Origin of the sequence: Acinetobacter sp. V89_4, assembly GCF_029967875.1 — a bacterium.
Classification (GTDB): domain Bacteria; phylum Pseudomonadota; class Gammaproteobacteria; order Pseudomonadales; family Moraxellaceae; genus Acinetobacter; species Acinetobacter oleivorans.
On sequence record NZ_JASCAI010000001.1, the window covers coordinates 15,940 to 33,846 of the forward strand.

16 protein-coding genes are annotated in these 17,907 nt (G+C 39.3%); 12 read left to right on the top strand and 4 right to left on the bottom strand.

From position 1 onward, the window contains the following. Positions 1-4 precede the first annotated feature (4 nt). From QLG01_RS00090 to QLG01_RS00130, 9 genes are all read left to right on the top strand, one after another. Positions 5-2,044: a UvrD-helicase domain-containing protein gene (locus QLG01_RS00090; protein WP_004794135.1), complete on the top strand. Its 2,040-nt coding sequence runs from the start codon at positions 5-7 to the stop codon at positions 2,042-2,044. Between the two features lie 23 nt (positions 2,045-2,067). After that, a complete protein-coding gene (gene dut / locus QLG01_RS00095; RefSeq protein WP_003653255.1) occupies positions 2,068-2,520 on the top strand; it encodes a dUTP diphosphatase in 453 nt (150 codons plus the stop codon). 199 nt (positions 2,521-2,719) lie between these two features. Then, on the top strand, positions 2,720-4,138 hold the full coding sequence (locus QLG01_RS00100) for a phosphomannomutase/phosphoglucomutase (RefSeq protein WP_282495532.1): 1,419 nt from the start codon (positions 2,720-2,722) through the stop codon (positions 4,136-4,138). A 15-nt stretch (positions 4,139-4,153) separates the two neighbouring features. Next, a complete protein-coding gene (argB, locus tag QLG01_RS00105) occupies positions 4,154-5,059 on the top strand; it encodes an acetylglutamate kinase (RefSeq protein WP_004794131.1) in 906 nt (301 codons plus the stop codon). A gap of 122 nt (positions 5,060-5,181) precedes the next feature. Continuing rightward, entirely contained in the window at positions 5,182-5,964 is a 783-nt protein-coding gene (locus tag QLG01_RS00110) for a GNAT family N-acetyltransferase (RefSeq protein WP_199942626.1), read from the top strand. Positions 5,965-6,071: 107 nt separating this feature from the next. Beyond that, positions 6,072-6,920, top strand: a complete 849-nt coding sequence (locus QLG01_RS00115) for a class II glutamine amidotransferase (protein ID WP_151821698.1) — start codon at positions 6,072-6,074, stop codon at positions 6,918-6,920. Positions 6,921-7,171: 251 nt separating this feature from the next. Then, on the top strand, positions 7,172-7,627 hold the full coding sequence (locus QLG01_RS00120; RefSeq protein WP_013198763.1) for a bacteriohemerythrin: 456 nt from the start codon (positions 7,172-7,174) through the stop codon (positions 7,625-7,627). Positions 7,628-7,778: 151 nt separating this feature from the next. Next, positions 7,779-8,846, top strand: coding sequence for a hypothetical protein (locus QLG01_RS00125; RefSeq protein WP_282495533.1), 1,068 nt, complete (start codon positions 7,779-7,781; stop codon positions 8,844-8,846). Then, positions 8,846-9,160 (top strand): RnfH family protein, encoded by a 315-nt coding sequence (locus QLG01_RS00130; protein ID WP_282495534.1) that lies wholly within the window; start codon positions 8,846-8,848, stop codon positions 9,158-9,160. The genes QLG01_RS00125 and QLG01_RS00130 overlap by 1 nt, the downstream gene beginning before the upstream one ends. A 64-nt stretch (positions 9,161-9,224) precedes the next feature. On the opposite strand, the gene bamE is transcribed toward QLG01_RS00130, so the two are convergent. After that, on the bottom strand, positions 9,225-9,623 hold the full coding sequence (gene bamE / locus QLG01_RS00135; RefSeq protein ID WP_003653245.1) for an outer membrane protein assembly factor BamE: 399 nt from the start codon (positions 9,621-9,623) through the stop codon (positions 9,225-9,227). Between the two features lie 111 nt (positions 9,624-9,734). Between bamE and fur the strand changes: the two genes are divergently transcribed. Then, positions 9,735-10,172: a ferric iron uptake transcriptional regulator gene (fur, locus tag QLG01_RS00140; RefSeq protein ID WP_004794120.1), complete on the top strand. Its 438-nt coding sequence runs from the start codon at positions 9,735-9,737 to the stop codon at positions 10,170-10,172. Between the two features lie 69 nt (positions 10,173-10,241). Here fur and QLG01_RS00145 read toward each other — a convergent pair whose 3' ends face one another. Both QLG01_RS00145 and QLG01_RS00150 read right to left on the bottom strand, forming a co-directional pair. Further along, positions 10,242-11,360, bottom strand: coding sequence for a PilT/PilU family type 4a pilus ATPase (locus QLG01_RS00145; protein ID WP_004794117.1), 1,119 nt, complete (start codon positions 11,358-11,360; stop codon positions 10,242-10,244). A gap of 19 nt (positions 11,361-11,379) precedes the next feature. Next, positions 11,380-12,417, bottom strand: a complete 1,038-nt coding sequence (locus QLG01_RS00150) for a type IV pilus twitching motility protein PilT (RefSeq protein ID WP_003653239.1) — start codon at positions 12,415-12,417, stop codon at positions 11,380-11,382. A gap of 126 nt (positions 12,418-12,543) precedes the next feature. On the opposite strand from QLG01_RS00150, the gene QLG01_RS00155 reads away from it, so the two are divergent. Together QLG01_RS00155 and QLG01_RS00160 are read left to right on the top strand one after the other, a co-directional pair. Then, positions 12,544-13,236, top strand: coding sequence for a YggS family pyridoxal phosphate-dependent enzyme (locus tag QLG01_RS00155; RefSeq protein WP_282495535.1), 693 nt, complete (start codon positions 12,544-12,546; stop codon positions 13,234-13,236). A gap of 107 nt (positions 13,237-13,343) precedes the next feature. Beyond that, positions 13,344-14,186, top strand: a complete 843-nt coding sequence (locus tag QLG01_RS00160; RefSeq protein ID WP_282495536.1) for an undecaprenyl-diphosphate phosphatase — start codon at positions 13,344-13,346, stop codon at positions 14,184-14,186. A 118-nt stretch (positions 14,187-14,304) separates the two neighbouring features. Here the strand turns inward: QLG01_RS00160 and QLG01_RS00165 are convergent, their stop codons facing one another. Next, on the bottom strand, positions 14,305-17,901 hold the full coding sequence (locus QLG01_RS00165) for an AAA family ATPase (protein WP_282495537.1): 3,597 nt from the start codon (positions 17,899-17,901) through the stop codon (positions 14,305-14,307). Positions 17,902-17,907: the final 6 nt, after the last annotated feature.

Sequence of the window (17,907 nt, forward strand, 5' to 3'; positions counted from 1 at the left end):
CACGATGTCATCTGCCAGTCAATTGAACAACAAGCAAGAAGAAGCCATGAAATATACTCAGGGCCCTTTATTGGTGCTTGCTGGTGCTGGTTCAGGTAAAACATCGGTAATTACGCGTAAAATTGCCTATTTGGTGCAGCATTGCCGTATTCCAGCGCATCGTATCACTGCGATGACCTTCACAAACAAAGCTGCCCGTGAAATGAAAGAGCGTGTGACCAAGCTCTTGTCACGTGAAGAATCAAAAGGTTTATCAGTCTCGACTTTCCATACTTTTGGTTTAAACCTTTTACGTTTAGAACTTAAAAATTTACCTTTAAAAGCTAATTTTTCGATTTTAGATGCAGATGACTGTAAGCGCATTTTGATGGATTTGATGCATCGCGACAATTTGTCAGGTGCAGAAAGCAAAGAATTAATTGCTAAGGCAATGAAGAAAATTTCAGACTGGAAAAATGATCTGATCGTGCCAGAGCAAGCACATTCAACTTGTGAAACACCTGAAGATGTACAGTTTGCCCATCTTTACCAGCTTTATGAACGTAATTTACGTGCCTACAATGCGGTCGATTTTGATGACTTGATTGTTATGCCAACACGTTTACTGCAAGAGAATGCAGAAGTACGAGATAAATGGCAAAACCGTGTTCGCTATTTATTGGTCGATGAATATCAAGATACCAACACCGCTCAGTATATTTTGGTGAAACTTTTAGTTGGGGTAATGGGGCAGTTCACCGCGGTAGGTGACGATGACCAGTCAATCTATGCGTGGCGTGGTGCTAAGCCTGAAAATATGGCTTTGCTTAAGCAGGATTTCCCAAATTTACAAATTATTAAACTTGAGCAGAACTATCGTTCAACGAGCCGTATTTTAAAAGCAGCGAACTGTGTGATTCAAAATAACCCGCATATTTTTGATAAGAAATTGTGGAGTGATAAAGGCCATGGTGAAGTCATCAGAATTATTACCTGTCGTAATGATGACGATGAAGCAGAGCGCGTGGTCAAAGACCTACTTACTCATAAGCTCATGAACGGTAAAAACTGGAAAGATTATGCCGTTTTATATCGTGGTAACTTTCAGGCGCGTGTATTAGAAACACAGCTTCGCCAAATGCAAATCCCGTATAAATTATCTGGTGGTACTTCGTTCTTCGCTCGTGCAGAAATTAAAGACGTGATGAGTTATTTACGTCTCATTATTAACCCAGAAGATGACAGTGCTTTCTTGCGTATTATTAATACACCTAAACGTGCGATTGGCCCAGTTACTCTTGAGAAGTTAGGTTTATTCTCACAAGAAAATAATTTGTCTTTACTTGGTGCTTCTGCTGATCAACGTTTAAGCATGGTGCTTCCTAAAAAGGCAGAAACTCAGCTTCATGAATTTGCTGACTTTATCGCGACATTTACGCGTGAATTGTTGGAAGACGATGAACCTGTGCCTAAAGTTCGTCAAATGATGAACGAAGCGGGTTATATGGATTACGTTCGTGAACAGTCTGCAACACCTGCACAAGAGAAAAGTAAGCTCGATAACATTGAGAATTTATTCACCAGTATTCAAAATCTCATTAACCGTGCAGAAGACGTTGATGAAAAGAATATTGAAAGTGTCATTCGAAAACTGGTTCTGCTTGACCTTTTAGAACAGCAGCAGGAAGAAGAAGATACGGACAAAGTTAACTTACTGACTCTACATGCTGCAAAAGGTTTGGAATTCCCATATGTGTACATTATGGGACTCGAAGAAGAACTATTGCCGCATAAAAACTCGATTGCAGCAGAAACCATTGAGGAAGAACGCCGTCTCATGTACGTGGGAATTACCCGTGCACGCCAAGGTTTAACGTTAACACTGGCAGAACAGCGTAAAAATGGCGGACAGATGAAACAGATGACACCTAGCCGTTTCCTTGATGAACTTCCGCAAGATGAGCTGGAGTGGTTAGGGCGTAAAAAGAAAATTGCGGCTAATGTTGACCCTAAAGAACAGGCTCAACAATATCTGGCAAATTTAAAAGCTTTATTAAAGCGTTAATTTTTTAATTTTTAGGAAATCCCATGAAAGTTCAAGTGAAATTGCTCGATCCGCGTTTAGGTAAAGAATGGCCTTTACCTTCATATGCAACAGCAGGTTCAGCGGGTTTAGATTTACGTGCCTGCGTCGATGAAGCAATTGATATTGAACCAGGACAAACTGTTTTAGTTAAAACAGGTATGGCAATTTATATTCATGATGTAAATTTTGCTGGTTTAATTTTACCGCGTTCAGGTTTAGGTCATAAACACGGTATCGTGCTTGGTAACTTAGTTGGTTTGATCGATTCAGATTACCAAGGTGAATTGATGGTTTCGGTTTGGAACCGTGGTCAAACAACATTCCGTTTAGAACCAGGTGAGCGCTTGGCACAATATGTTTTAGTGCCAGTCGTACAAGCTGAATTTGAGCAAGTAGAAGAATTTGAAGAAACTTTACGTGGCGCTGGTGGCTTTGGTCACACAGGTAAACAATAAGTTTTTCTAAAATATTAACGAAAATCAAACGCCTGTTGAACAGGCGTTTCTTTTTATATCTTGAATGTTACAATGGATTATATTACAACACGCTTTACTCATATTCTTTTAACTTTTTTAGCAAACAAACCTTTCAAAAATTTTGAATAATCTATGTTTTTGCGATAGATCGGATTGATCTTTAAATAGAAGATACGCTATGAATGTAAGACACTCATTTCCAAAAAATATTTTTCGTGCTTACGATATTAGAGGCAAACTTTCTTACTTAACCGCGGACGTTGTTCGTTCGATTGCCTACGGATTGGCACAACAATACAAACAAGCAGAACAAACTCAATTAGTGATTGGCTATGATGCCCGTCTCACAAGTCCAGCCTATGCACAATTAATTGAAGAGATTTTAGTAGAACAAGGTTTAAACGTTACCAACATTGGCTGTTGTTCATCACCAATGATGTATTACATTGCGAGAGATTTTGGTGGCAATGGCATTATGGTGACTGCAAGCCATAATCCAAAATCGGATAATGGTATTAAGTGGATTTTAAAAGGTGAACCTCCATCTCCGGAAATGATTCAGCAGGTGGGTGACGAAGCTCAAAATTATGTACCAGCTCATTCCATTTCTGTACTTGAGTTAACATTACCTCAATTTAAAGCTGAATTTTGCCAGAAATACCAGCAAGCCATTTTTAAAGATATTCAATTAAAACGTCCTTTAAAAGTTATTTTAGATGGTTTACATGGCTCTGCTGGGCACTGCTCAAAATTAATATTGGAAAAAATGGGCTGTGAAGTCATTGCTTTACGAACCCATCCGAATGGGGAGTTTCCAGATCATGCACCAGACCCTTCGCATGCAGCTCATTTAACTCATTTACGTAAAGCAGTGGTTGAGCAGCAAGCAGATATTGGTATTGCTCTGGATGGTGATGGAGACCGTGTCGTTTTAGTCGATGAAAAAGCCCAGATATTGACAGCAGACCGTTTGTTATCACTTTTTGCGCAAATGTGCTTAGAACAACACCCCGAGCAAGAAATTGTTTTTGACGTGAAATGTTCACGCATGGTTCAAAAAACGGTCGAACAACTCGGCGGAAAAGCAAAAATGATTCGCACGGGAAGTAGCTTCTTAAGAGCTTATTTATCTCAGTCAAATGGACGCGCCATTTTTGGTGGAGAATATGCAGGCCACTACGTATTTAATGATGGGCGTGGTTTCGGATACGACGATGGTCTATATGCTGCATTACGTGTAATGGAATATTTTACTCAATCGAGTGCGACAACAATTTCTGAATTGTTTGCTCCTTATCCAGAAAGATGTTGTACAGAAGATACCTATATTGGTACGTATCAGTCTGATCCAAAGTATGTATTACAAGATATTGAAATTTTAAGTCATCGTTTAGGTGCTCGCATCAGTAAAATCGATGGCGTACGTCTTGATTTTGATGATGGTTTTGGCATTATTCGAGCATCAAATACTGGTGAATATTTTACAGTAAGATTTGATGCAGATAATCCTTTACGATTAAAGGAAATCCAGCAAAAATTTGTAGATATGTTGCAAGAGCACTATCCGCAAATTGCACAAGAACTTTCAGAGGCCTAAGTAAGGAGAGGCGTAATGCCCCAACATCAGCATATCGGTGTCGACAAAGCAAAAATCTTGATTGAAGCTTTGCCGTATATTCAACGTTTTACTGGTAAAACGCTGGTGGTGAAATACGGTGGCAACGCGATGACTGATCCGGAGCTCGAAAGTTCATTTGCCCGAGACATCGTTTTACTTAAAACTGTCGGGTTAAATCCGATTGTTGTTCACGGTGGTGGACCACAAGTAGACTCATTTTTAAAGCAGTTAGGCCGCGAGTCTGACCGTATTGACGGTATGCGTGTAACTGATGCTGCAACCATGGAAGTGGTTGAAATGGTATTAGGTGGTAGCGTAAATAAATCAATTGTTAACCTGATTAATAAACATGGTGGCCGTGCAATTGGTTTAACAGGTAAAGATGGTAATTTACTTCGTGCCCGTAAATTACTTATGGAAAAGCAAGAAGAAGACGGTTCTATCAAACATATCGACTTGGGTATGGTTGGTGAAGTAACAGGCGTTAAAACCGATGTATTGGAAATGTTCACTCAAAGTGACTTTATTCCAGTGATTGCGCCATTAGGCGTAGATGAAGAAGGCAATACTTATAATATTAATGCTGATTTAGTTGCAGGTAAGGTTGCAGAAGCACTAGGCGCTGAAAAGTTAATTTTGCTTACCAATATTACTGGCGTGCTTGATGAAAATAAAAATCTATTAACTGGTCTTACTACGCAAGAAGTTGATCGCCTCATTGAAACAGGCGTGATCTATGGCGGTATGATTCCTAAAGTAGGCTGTGCACTTGATGCTGTTAAAGGTGGTGTTGTGAGCGCACATATTGTTGATGGTCGTGTACCACATGCAACATTGCTTGAAATCTTCACTGATCATGGGGTTGGAACACTCATTTCTAATCGCACTAAAACAGCTTAAGAAATCCGTTATTCTGAATAAAAAGATCACCCTAGGTGGTCTTTTTTTATACCATTTTAATTTGGTCATTTTTTTGTCATGAGCTTTGACTAGTGTAAGGGGTGTCACTAGGAGCGTTCATTATGCTGGAAAAATTTAATCAATATCGCCAAACCTGGACTTTACCTTTAAATCGTCATAAAGCAATAAATCAGACACAATTTCGTTTTGAATGGGTTGATAATTTAAAAGAATTACAAGATGTACAGCGGTTTCGTGCACAACAATTTAGCCAACAATTTGGAATTCATTTTGAAGATAACTTAGACCAAGACATTTATGATTTTGGTTGTGAGCATGCGGTCTTACGTGAAAAGTGGACTGGAGAGATTGTCGCATATACCCGTCTAAAATTATTTCAAGGTCATGAGATTGCACAAAGTTACAGCGCACATGAGTTTGATATTGTTCCTCAGTTATCACATCTTCCTAATGTGTTGGAAATAGGGCGTACCTGTGTTCATCCTCGCTTTCGTAATGGTAAAGCATTATCGACACTGTGGTTGAACCTTGCACCGAAAGTGCTATGGTCAATGCGCGCTAAATATTTGATGGGCTGTGTCAGTATTCATCTACAAGATAATTTGGCTAGAGCGTACTACACGCATCGCCAGATTCAGCAATTACCTGAAAGTAAAACCATTGATATCCGTTCGAAAAAAATTTACGAACCTGAATATCCTGAGTTTAGCTTTCCACAAGATGAACGTATGCCGAAGTTGTTCCAAATGTATTTGAGTATGCAATCAAAACTATCGAAACAGTCTTATTTTGATGAAGAGTTTAACTGTCTAGATTATTTTGTATTTCTGGAAGTGAATAAAGTGGCGACTTCATTTGTCATGAATAAAATGGGTCAGCGTTAATCATATGTTCTATTTTCTAATAGCCAGCACATATTGAGATTTGCAAGCAATTTTACTCTCATGCACAATAGAGCAGATGGGGTAATTAGAAGTAGTTTAAAAGCGATATGTGCCAGCTATTAGGAATGAATTGTGCAACACCAACGGATATTACTTTTTCTTTCCGTGGTTTTTCACAGCGTGCAGGAATTACCTCAGACCATAGTGATGGATTTGGTATTGCATTTTTCGAAGATAAGGCTTGTCGTTTATTTGTCGATAACCAGTCGGCGGTTGAATCTCCAATTGCCGATCTTATCCGTAATTATCCTATTAAATCACGTAATGTGATCGCGCATATTCGTAAAGCGACTCAAGGTAAAATTACTTTAGAAAATTCTCATCCGTTTATTAGAGAATTGTGGGGGCGTCATTGGATTTTCGCCCATAATGGTGATTTACATGACTTTGATCCACCACTGAGTGGACGTTTTACGCCTGTGGGCAATACAGACAGTGAACGCGCATTTTGTTATTTGCTCGATCAACTCGTTGAAGCTTTTGGCTATGAAGAACCAAGCCTTGAACAGATATTTGAAGTATTAGAAAAAATTTCGCCACAAATTGCTGAGTACGGCACATTTAATTATTGCTTATCGAATGGCAAGGCATTATTTAGTTATGCGATTACTAAATTACATTGGTTGGTTCGAGAATATCCATTTAATCAGGCTCATTTAATTGATTTAGATGTTGAAGTCGATTTTAGTCAGGTAACAACCCCTGAAGATCGTGTGGCAGTAATAACAACTGAACCTTTAACACATAATGAAAACTGGACAGCTTATCAACCCGGTGAAATGATTTTATTTCAACATGGCGAACCAATTAAAAAAGCAATTACTTATGTAGAGAGATTAAAGCGTGAGCAGGAAAATCCTGAACTTAAACGTATTACTCGTGCAGATCAATATTAATATAAAGTATATTTAAAATATATAAATAGGAATATTTATATATATTAAACGCTTAATAATAAAGTATTTTGTTTAAAAAATACTTTATTATTTTAGTTGGTTAAAATTTTAAAAAATAAATAAAAACAATAATTTATGTTTAATATAATTTTTATATGATAAACCCGACAAAATAGCTTTGTTTTTATTTATATTCTTTAAATATATCATGAGGTTTATGCAACAGTCATTGAACATCATTGGGGAGATGTATGAAAATGAAATGGGCTTCAGAATATAATACGGGTATTGATGTTATTGATGAGCAACATAAACGAATACTTGATTATATTAATGAAATTGATGATGTAAAAGATGATGAAGATAGACGTCGAATTAAAGATGTTTTAGATAATATTATTGATTACACGCAATCACATTTTACTTTCGAAGAAAGTTTGCAAGAGGAAGCTGATTATAAATATCGTGTACCACATAAACGTGTACATGACTTGTTTATTAAAAAAATAGAGTTATATCGTGAGCGTTTTGAAATGGGACATACTGTTGAAAAAGAGCTACAAGAAATTTTAGCAAAATGGTTAATTAACCATATTCAACATGATGATGCTGATTATGTGGGGGCTGTAAAAGAAAATATGATGGGAATTATTAGAGAAAAAGAAAAGAAGAAAGGGAAAAACTGGTTTGCTCGGTTTTTCGCATAACTTAAATAACAAAACTTATAATTTTAGTTAGCGCAGCAAACTATCGTTTCGGTAGTTTGCTTTTTTTATTGAGCAAACTTTGATTTTCAGGCATGAGACGGGCAAAATATCTATAGTCTTTTTCAAGGAATGCATAATGCAGGACATACCTATGTCACGATGGTTATCGCCCCTGATGGCGTTTTGCTTGTCTTTCATCATTATGGCGACATTGGCACCCGCTATGGGCATCCAGATTGATCGTCAAATCGATTTCTGGTTATTGTGGTTGGGCACAATGCTGTTATTGGCTCTGCCAGTTTGTTATTTAGAAATTGCCTTAGCAAAACGGTCGAAGACTACTGCTTTAAATGCTTTATCAAGTTTAACTCGTGAAGCAGATAGTTCACCAAAATGGCGTTTGGCTGGTTGGCTTGCAGTTATTTTTATTCCATTTTTAGCCGGGAATGTACTGAGTACTGCTGGCAATTTACTGACAGTACAGCTCAATAACAGTGTTTCTGGGCAAATTGTTTTTGCTGGTCTTGCAGTTGCGGCTTTAATTTTATCTTTTATTCCGCGTCAGATTTTAATTGTGTTAATGACAGTCGGTGTAATCGCTTCTCTTGTGCTAGCTAATACAGTGGGAACGACTTTACAGCCTTGGCATTGGACAAATGTTGAGTTTAAAGAGTGGGGTAATGCAACTGTACTTGCTCTTGTTGCGAGTGGTTTAGGCTTAGGACTTTACTGGCAAAATAGTTTATCTGTAATTCATTCTCAAGAAGGCGCTACCCGAACTGTACTTCCAATCTGGTTAGCTCAGTTAATTGCTGTCGTTGCGTTTGGTTTCTTTTCTCTTCAAGCACAGCTTCCTGTTTTTACCTGGATTTTTACGGCGCTAATGACAACAGCTCTGTTTATTCAACTTGCTAAAGAACAGCTCGCTCAACGTCAACTGATGTACGTTTTACAGTGGGTAATTATTGTTATAGCAATTGCTGTTTGGGCTGTGCCTGAACTTCACGGCATCTTTACGCTAATTTTGATGCTTTGGGGATTACTCATTTGCCTAATCTATGCAATTTTTGCTGGCTGGATTATGAAAATTAGCCACTTGCGTAAATCAATGAATTTTAGCAATGAGTTGTTCTATAACTTGTGGCGTATTGCGGTACGTATTGTTTTACCGCTTTCAATTATAATTGCCATGATTGCGGTAGTTGGACAAATTATCTGATGGAAAAAGCTCAGCAAGTGTGGGTTGCTTTTGCAGCCCCAGAGCAACAGTTTCTAGTTGCTATTCCATTTGAAGCTGGAATGACAGCATTACAAGCAGTTGAAGCGAGTGGGTTGCGAACACAGATAAGTTTGCCGGAGCCATTACAACTTGGCATATTTGGTGCAAAAGTAGAAGCTGATGCAGTACTACAAACAGGTGATCGGGTAGAGGTCTATCGGCCTTTAACGATTAATCCTAAGGATATACGTCGTAAACGCGCCGAGAAAAATCCTGTGGGGCGATATGTTAAAAGTAATCGCTTAAAGCAATAAGCCCCATAAATAAAACCCCTCGAAGTATTTCACTTGAGGGGTTTATTTTTATTAGAAAAAACGATTATAGTGGTGGGGCAGTTAAAATCGCTTCTTTAGAAGCAGGTAAACCTGGTTGCGATTCTGGAATAGTTTCTAAACCTTCAATTTTAGTTACTGTGCCAGTGCCATCAAAGTAAATTTTTAAATGCTGACCATGTGCTGCGGGGATTTTTGCCTTTTTAGCATAAGTTCCCGGGATATAGTTGTAAATGTAGTCCCAACGCTGAGGATTGAGTGGATCAGTCACAGTTGGACTACCAAGCAAAAAACGCACTTGCTGGAAATTCATGCCGACTTGTACTTGAGAGGCCTGAGCTTTGGTCAAAGGAGTCCCTTGAGGAATATCAACCTTATATACACCAAAGATTGAACAACCAGCAAGGAGTGAAGTGACTAATAACGTCAGCACGAGTTTTTGCATTTTGCTACACTATCCCAATAAATTATGATGCATTTGATCAAAGGATAGATCATACTTCATCTAAATTCTATTGCCTATTCCAACTTGAGATTTGTTGAGAGACCTTTTTTCATGCCTATTTCCAATCAAGATTTGCGCAAAGCTGGACTTAAAGTTACCCTTCCACGAATTAAGATTTTGGAATTATTAGAAAATTCAAAGCAACATCATCTTAGTGCTGAAGATATTTACAAGACTTTGTTAGAACAAGGGGAAGATGTCGGTCTTGCGACAGTTTACCGTGTGTTAACACAATTTGAAGCTGCAGGTATCATTCAGCGTCATCATTTCGAAAATAATCATTCTGTTTTCGAAATTATGCAAGAAGATCATCACGATCATTTGGTTTGCCATAATTGCAACAAAGTTATTGAATTTACTAATGATGTTATCGAGAAGGAACAGCATGCTGTAGCAGACCAACATGGGTTTACCTTAACGGGGCACTCATTAAACCTCTACGGTTACTGTAACGAACCTGAATGTCAGGAAGTTCTGCGCAAGAAATAATCGTTTTCACACAAAGAAAACAAATAAAAAAGGAAGGTTACGTTTAACCTTCCTTTTTTTATGAAGAAATTACTGTCGATCGAAGGTTAAATGCTGATTTGTGCCTGCAATTTGATCAGGTCCTTCTTCAGCAAGCTTAATCGTCAAACGTAAATCATTTGGTGAATCGGCATGTTTTAATGCATCTTTGTAGGTAATTTGGCCTGCTTTATAGAGATCAAACAATGCTTGGTCGAAGGTTTGCATACCGAGTTCACGTGATCGTTTCATTAAATCTTTAATTTCATGAATTTCACCTTTACGAATGTAATCTGAAATTAATGGTGAGTTAATTAAAATTTCAATTGCGGCGCGGCGCGATTTGCCATCAGGTGTTGGAATAAGTTGCTGAGCAATCATGGCCTTTAAGTTAAGAGATAAGTCCATGTAGAGCTGACTGTGGCGGTCACTTTCAAAGAAGTGAATAATACGGTCAAGTGCTTGGTTAGCGTTGTTGGCGTGCATTGTGGCTAATACAAGGTGACCTGTTTCAGCAAAGCCAATCGCGTAGTCCATTACTTCACGAGATCGAATCTCACCAATCAAGATGACATCTGGTGCTTGTCGCAAAGTATTTTTTAAGGCAATTTCAAATGAGTCCGTATCGATTCCGACTTCACGTTGGGTAATGATGCAGCCCGCGTGTTCGTGAATAAACTCGATTGGATCTTCAATGGTAATGATATGACCTTTAGTATTGTGGTTACGATAGCTAATCATTGAAGCCAAAGACGTTGATTTACCTGTACCTGTCGCACCAACAAAAATAATGATGCCGCGTTTGGTCATGGATAAATCTTTAAGAACGGGCGGTAACTGCAAGTCATCAATTGAAGGAATTTTAGTTTCAATTCGACGTAGTACCATGCCTGGCATGTCACGCTGCTGAAAAGCGCTCACACGAAAGCGGGCCGTTTTATCACGGTTCATAATGGCAAAGTTACATTCACGAGTGTCTGCAAATTCTTTGCGCTGTTTTTCGCTCATGATGGAATGTAAGAGTTGACCAATAACGTCCCCAGAAAGACTATTTTTTGAAATTGGAACAATTTGCCCGTTAATTTTCATAGATGGCGCAACACCATCTGTAATAAAAAGATCGGATGATTTTTTTTCAACCATGAGGTTGAGTAGGTCATTAAAATCCATATTTATTCTCTAATTATTTTTATAGGAATGATTCGGGCTGTTTTGCAGCAGTACGTGCAGTTTGTGGGCTAATCACACCACGAGATACCAAACCTTTTAAGCTTTGGTCGAGTGTCGTCATGCCATGATTTGCACCAGTCTGAATTGATGAATACATTTGTGCGACTTTATTTTCACGAATTAAGTTACGAATGGCAGGAATACCAATCATGATTTCATGTGCTGCCACACGCCCACCGCCGTTCTTTTTAAGTAGAGTTTGAGAAATAACAGCCTGTAAAGATTCAGATAACATGGCACGAACCATGTCTTTTTCTTCGGCAGGGAATACGTCAATCACACGGTCAATGGTTTTTGCAGCAGAAGTCGTATGGAGCGTACCAAATACCAAGTGACCCGTTTCGGCAGCAGTAAGTGCTAAACGGATGGTTTCAAGGTCACGCATCTCGCCGACCAAAATAATATCGGGGTCTTCACGCAGTGCCGAACGAAGTGCTTCGTTAAAGCCATGTGTATCACGATGTACTTCACGTTGGTTAATCAAACATTTCTTCGATTGGTGTACAAATTCGATAGGGTCTTCAACCGTTAAAATATGGTCATAACGATTTTCGTTAATATAGTCCATCATCGCTGCAAGTGTCGTAGATTTACCCGAACCTGTTGGACCTGTAACCAGTACAATCCCACGTGGATAGTCGCAAATATCTTTAAAGATTTGACCTAAGCCTAAATCTTCCATGGTCAGTACTTTAGATGGAATGGTACGGAATACTGCACCAGCACCGCGGTTTTGGTTAAATGCGTTAACACGGAAACGAGCAACATTTGGCACTTCAAAAGAAAAGTCGGTTTCAAGTTTTTCTTCATAGTCTCGACGTTGTTTATCATTCATGATGTCATAGACTAGACGGTGAACATCTTTATGATCTAGAGCCGGTAAGTTAATGCGACGGACTTCACCATCAACGCGAATCATTGGTGGCATGCCAGCAGATAAATGTAAATCGGACGCGCCATTTTTCACAGAGAAGGCGAGTAGCTCTGTAATATCCATAATTTCCCCAAGTAAATCAAAATATGTCATTATTTTGTAGAATAATATACGGCTTTCACCGAGGCTTACCAACACCTCGCTTTAGGTGAAAAGCAAAAAAGTTTTTTGAAAATGAGAACCTTGTCAATGAATTACCTGCAAGATGCGCGGCAGCACGTATTACAGCAAATCAGAGTTGCTTGTGAACATGCTCAGCGTGCGCCTGAAACTGTGCAACTTTTAGCCGTATCAAAAACACATCCGAGTGAAAGTTTGCGTGAAATGTATGCAGCAGGGCAAAGAGCATTTGGTGAAAACTATTTACAGGAAGCTTTAGACAAAATCGAAGCTTTACAAGATTTAGAAATTGAATGGCATTTTATTGGTCATGTTCAGCGCAACAAGACTAAACATTTGGCTGAAAAGTTTGATTGGGTGCATGGTGTAGATCGTTTGATTATTGCTGAGCGATTATCTAATCAAAGACTTCAAGATCAATCTGACTTGAATATTTGTTTGCAAGTGAATATTGATGGGCAAGACAGTAAAGATGGTTGTGCACCAGATGAGGTTGCCGAGTTAGTTGCTCAAATTAGCCAATTAGCAAAAATCAAACTACGTGGTTTGATGGTAATTCCAGCACCAGACAATACAGCTGCTTTTGCAGATGCTAAAGCCTTATTTGATGCTGTGAAAGAAAAACATGCCCACCCAGAACAATGGGACACATTAAGCATGGGAATGTCAGGAGATTTAGACGCTGCAATTGCCGCAGGTTCAACCATGGTACGTGTAGGAACGGCTTTATTTGGAAAGCGCGATACAGTTGAGAAAAAATGACTTTTACAATTTAGATAAACGTTTTGTCGGGTAACTGTAATTTGTTAATTTAAATTTAATTTTCCTGGCTTATAACCCAAATATTTTAATATTTGAGTGTGTAATGTATGGATTTATTGCATGTTTTCATTCTGGCAATCATTCAGGGATTCGCTGAGTTATTGCCAGTTTCTAGTTCCGCACACGTTATTTTAGCTGAAAAGTTAATGGGGTATGATCCATCTGCACCTGATATGACCTTCTTACTTGTTATGTTACATACAGGTACGATGTTTGCAGTGATCGTTTATTTTTGGAAATCTTGGAAAAAAACCTATTTTTCTTCATGGGAAAGTTTTAAGAAACAAGCCTTCTATATTATTTTAGCAACGCTTATTACAGGCGTGCTTGGTTTAGCGCTTCAATCTTTGATTAAACATGTGTTTTTTGGCGGCGCTAGCAGTTTCGAAATTGAGCATTTATTTAGTAACTCAAAACTCATGGCAGCCGCGCTAATTTCGGCAGGTGTTCTTATTATTTTATCTTCACGTTTAGATCGTGGTCAGCAGGGTGAAATTAGTTTGCGTAGTGCTTCTATTATTGGGGCGGTGCAGGCTTTATGTTTGCCTTTCCGTGGCTTTTCACGTTCTGGTGCAACCATCTCTACAGGTCTATTTTTAGGGGTATCACGTCAAAAGGCTGAAGAGTTCAGTTTTGCGTTGGCTGTGGTACTAACACCAGCAGTAATCTTAAAAGAGTTATATCGGTTAGTTCACGCTCAAGGCTTACAAACAGTGGCTCATGGACAAATATTCCATTCGATGGTTCCAAGCTTGTTGGGTATGTGCTTTAGCTTTGGTGCTGGTCTTTTAGCGCTAAAATGGTTGTCTTCATGGTTAGAACATGGCCGTTGGCATTTGTTCGGTCTGTACTGTATCGGTTTTGCAGTTGTCGTACTCTGCGTGAATTAATTTTTTGATGTTTTAAAATAAAAAATTAGTAAAAGACCATACAAGAAAAAGGGGCGTAAATGAAACGCCCCTTTGTTCTATAAGATTCATTAAATTCCAGATAGGAAATCTTGGTAAGTTAACCCACGACCTCAATTGTACTTGCACCCGCGCCGAGTGGTTTCACCTGAATTTGTACTGGAATACGCTCATGCATTTCTTGAATGTGTGAAATGAGAATGACCTGACGACCCTGATTTTGCAATTGGTCTAAAGCATTCATGACCATGTGCAAAGAAGAAGCATCCAAAGTACCAAACCCTTCATCAATAAATAGAGATTCAATTTTCATTGAACCTGAGGCCATATTGGCAATGGCTAAAGACAAGGCAAGGGCAGTTAAGAATGATTCACCGCCAGATAAAGATGCAACAGAGCGGGTTTCTCCATCCATATCATGGTCAATAATCGCAAGACTTAACGATTGCTCTAGACGTTTAAGCGTATAACGCTGAGACAGCATCGCCAGTTGCTGGTTAGCATGTTCAACTAAAATATCTAGGTGATATTGCTGGGCATAGTCACGGAACTCTTTACCTTTGGCATCACCAATTAGACCTGAAATTTTGCTCCAGCGATGTTCTTCTTGCTGAATGTTTCGAATTTGCTCGGCGTATTGCTGCTGTTTGGCAAGGTTTTGCTGGTGCACTTCGAGCTTAAGCTTCAGTCGATCACGTACTTCAAGCTGTGCTTTAAGCTCTGCAATATTGTTTTGAATAAGGTGAACAAGCTTTTCATGTTCAATATCTGGCTGAGTTTGCAAATGCTCGCTCAATTGCTCTTGCATGGTTTTAAGGGCAGATGAGGCTTCACTTAATAGACGCTCGGCATGATTAAGTCGGTTACGAATGTCTTGCTCTTGGGTTGAATTAATCTGCATGAGCGCCGTAAGAGCAGATGCTTGAAAATCAGCGTGAGCCTTTAACCAGTTTTGAATTTGTTCATCAACCTGCTGCTGATGTTGCGAGGTGTGTTGATGTTGATGCTTGAGCTGATCAAGTGCCTGTTTTTGTTGTTCAAAGTGCTGTCTGGTTTGTTCGAAACGTTGTTTAGCTTCGTGGTACGCCGTTTGTTGCTGCTGACGTTTAGCATCGTGCTCAATTAACCATTCGTGCGGTTTAATGTCAGCGCGGCCAGTCATTTGTTGAATGAGCGACACCGCTTTTTCATTATTCTGTTGGCCTTTAAGCGTAATCTCTTGGAGATTTTGATCGATCTCATCAATTTGCTTGGTCATTTGCTCAAGATTGGCAGCTAACATTTTCAGTTCTTGTTGCTGCTGTTCGAAACGTTGTGAAAGCTGTTCTTGTTGTTCAAGTTGCTTGGCGCGTGCATCAAGAATAGTCCAAGTTTGTTTAGCCGTTTGGCTACTTGCTTGCTGCCATGCCTGTTGTTCAGTTTCCGATAAACACTCAACAATATGTTGAACCTGTTGTTGCCATTGCTGTGCCGTATTGAGCAAGCTTTCATTACGCTGAATAGATTGAACGAGCTGATTGTGTTGTTTAATGGCTTGGGTTAAACGCACGTTTTCTGAGTCAAATGAACTGATAGCAGTTTGCGCGGCTTGTCTGAGTTCGTTCAGCTTTAGCAAGATTTGTTCAGGAGACTGATTAAGCTCAATGTGTAACTGATTGAGGCTAAACTGCTGCTCAAGTTCTTGCTGCAAGCTTGATTGTTTGGCTTTAAGTTGAGTTAAGTATTTCTGAACTTGCTCAAGCTCAGCAAGACACTGGGTAAGCGCATGTTGTTGGTTTTGCCATGCATTAAATTTAGTTTGTTCTAGCGCTACTGCCTGTTGCTCTTGTTGTTGCTGCAAATCGAACAAGGCCTTGGAAACTGCACTGTCATCAACACGATAGGGATGATGTGTGCTGCCACACACTAGGCAAGCTTCGCCGTCTTTAAGATTGGCCCGTAACTGCTCAATATTTTCGGTGTGTAATAAACGCTGCTGTTGCAGGATGTGCTGTAACTTTTCACGTTCAGTTTTTGCTGTTTGGTACTCTTGCTCAGCTAACTGACAAATGGTTTTAAGCTGCTGCTCTTGGGCTGAGGTCTGTGTCTGTTTTTCGGTGAATTGCTGAAGCTCAGCATATAGCTCATGATAAATTTTTATTTTCTGTTGAATCAGATCTAACTGAGTGATTTGAGCAAGTTTTTGATCTTTATCTTTACGCTGTTGTTCAAGCTTTAACTCAATCTGTTCAACTGTGCCTACAGAAACAGTGATCTGTTCGAGTTCACTTTTAGCTTCTGATAGCTTCTGGCGAGCAAGGGTAGGGTTGCCGAGCTGCTGTTCAATTGCTTGGTAATTTTGAATAAATTGCCCAAGTTGATTTAAATGGGCTGAAAGGCCTTTATCCAACACAGCATATTGCTGAGTTTGGGTAAGCTGTTGTTGCAGATGAATTTGGTTCTGCTCAAGCTGTGCAATGTGCTGTTGCACAGTGTTTTGCTGTTGGTGCAGTGGACTGAGTTTCTGCTCAAGAGTATGTCTTTTTTCTTTGCACTTTTTATATTCATCGGCAATAAAAGCACGTTCCTGAATGGACTGTCGAACTTGATTTAAGGCTTGTTGATGTTGTTGCTCAAAATCGAGCGTCTGTTTGAGTTCTTGTTCTGCAAGTTGATATTGTTTTTGGCCCGTTTCAAAAATTTGCACCAACTCATTAAACTTGGTTTGCGCTTGCTGAATTTGCGGCTCAAGTTGTTGTAGGGTTTGTAAATTTTGAGATTGCTGAAAAACTTGTGGGCGTATTTCAGAGAAAACTTCGAGTCGTTTTAATTGCTCACGCTCACCAGCCAATTGTTGATGATGATTTTGTTGAGTTTGAAACTGTTGCTGTTTAGCTTGAACTTCTTGCTCAAGTTTCGCCTTACGCTCAAACCATTGTTGCTGTTTATCTAAGACATTTTTTTGTTGTTCTAACTGTTGATGGTTTTGTTCGGCTTGCTGATATTGTTCGGTAAATGCAGCAATCTCTTCATCAGACAAAATTTCGATATGGCCTAAGAACTCTTCAAGCTGTTTACGCTGCTTTGCAATATCTGCTGTTTTACGAAAAGCCAGCTCACCAATTTTGGCGAATATGCTGGAGTTGGTCAGGTACTCGAGTAATTCACCGCGTTCGCTGTCTCGTGCTTTTAAAAATGCGGTCACTTCTGACTGGGCAAGTAATACCGCACGAGTAAACTGTTCAAAAGAAAGCTGGGTAATTTGTTTGATTTTTTCATCAACTGCTTTGGCTTTGTCGGCAAGCACGACGCCATCGGTCAGGCATTTTAAATGCCGTTGTACGCTTTGTAATTTACCATTTGGGTTTTCACGCGCACGTTTAATTTCCCAACGTGCCAAATAGCGTTTTTGATCTTGTGCGATAAAGCAAAGTTCCGCAAAACCATGTCCTGTACCACGGCGTAATACAGTCAAAGGTGAGTTAGTGAGTAACTCTGAACCATCGACATCTTTTAATTTGCCGTCGCTGTCTTTAAGGCGAGGAACCCGATTAAACAAAGCCAGACACATCGCATCTAAAATGGTCGACTTGCCTGCACCCGTTTTTCCCACAATCGCAATAAGACCAGCATGGGCGAGGGGCGCACTTTCAAAATCAATAAAGTGTTCATCAGAAAGAGATGCCAGATTTTTTATTCGAATGGATAAAATTTTCATGACATA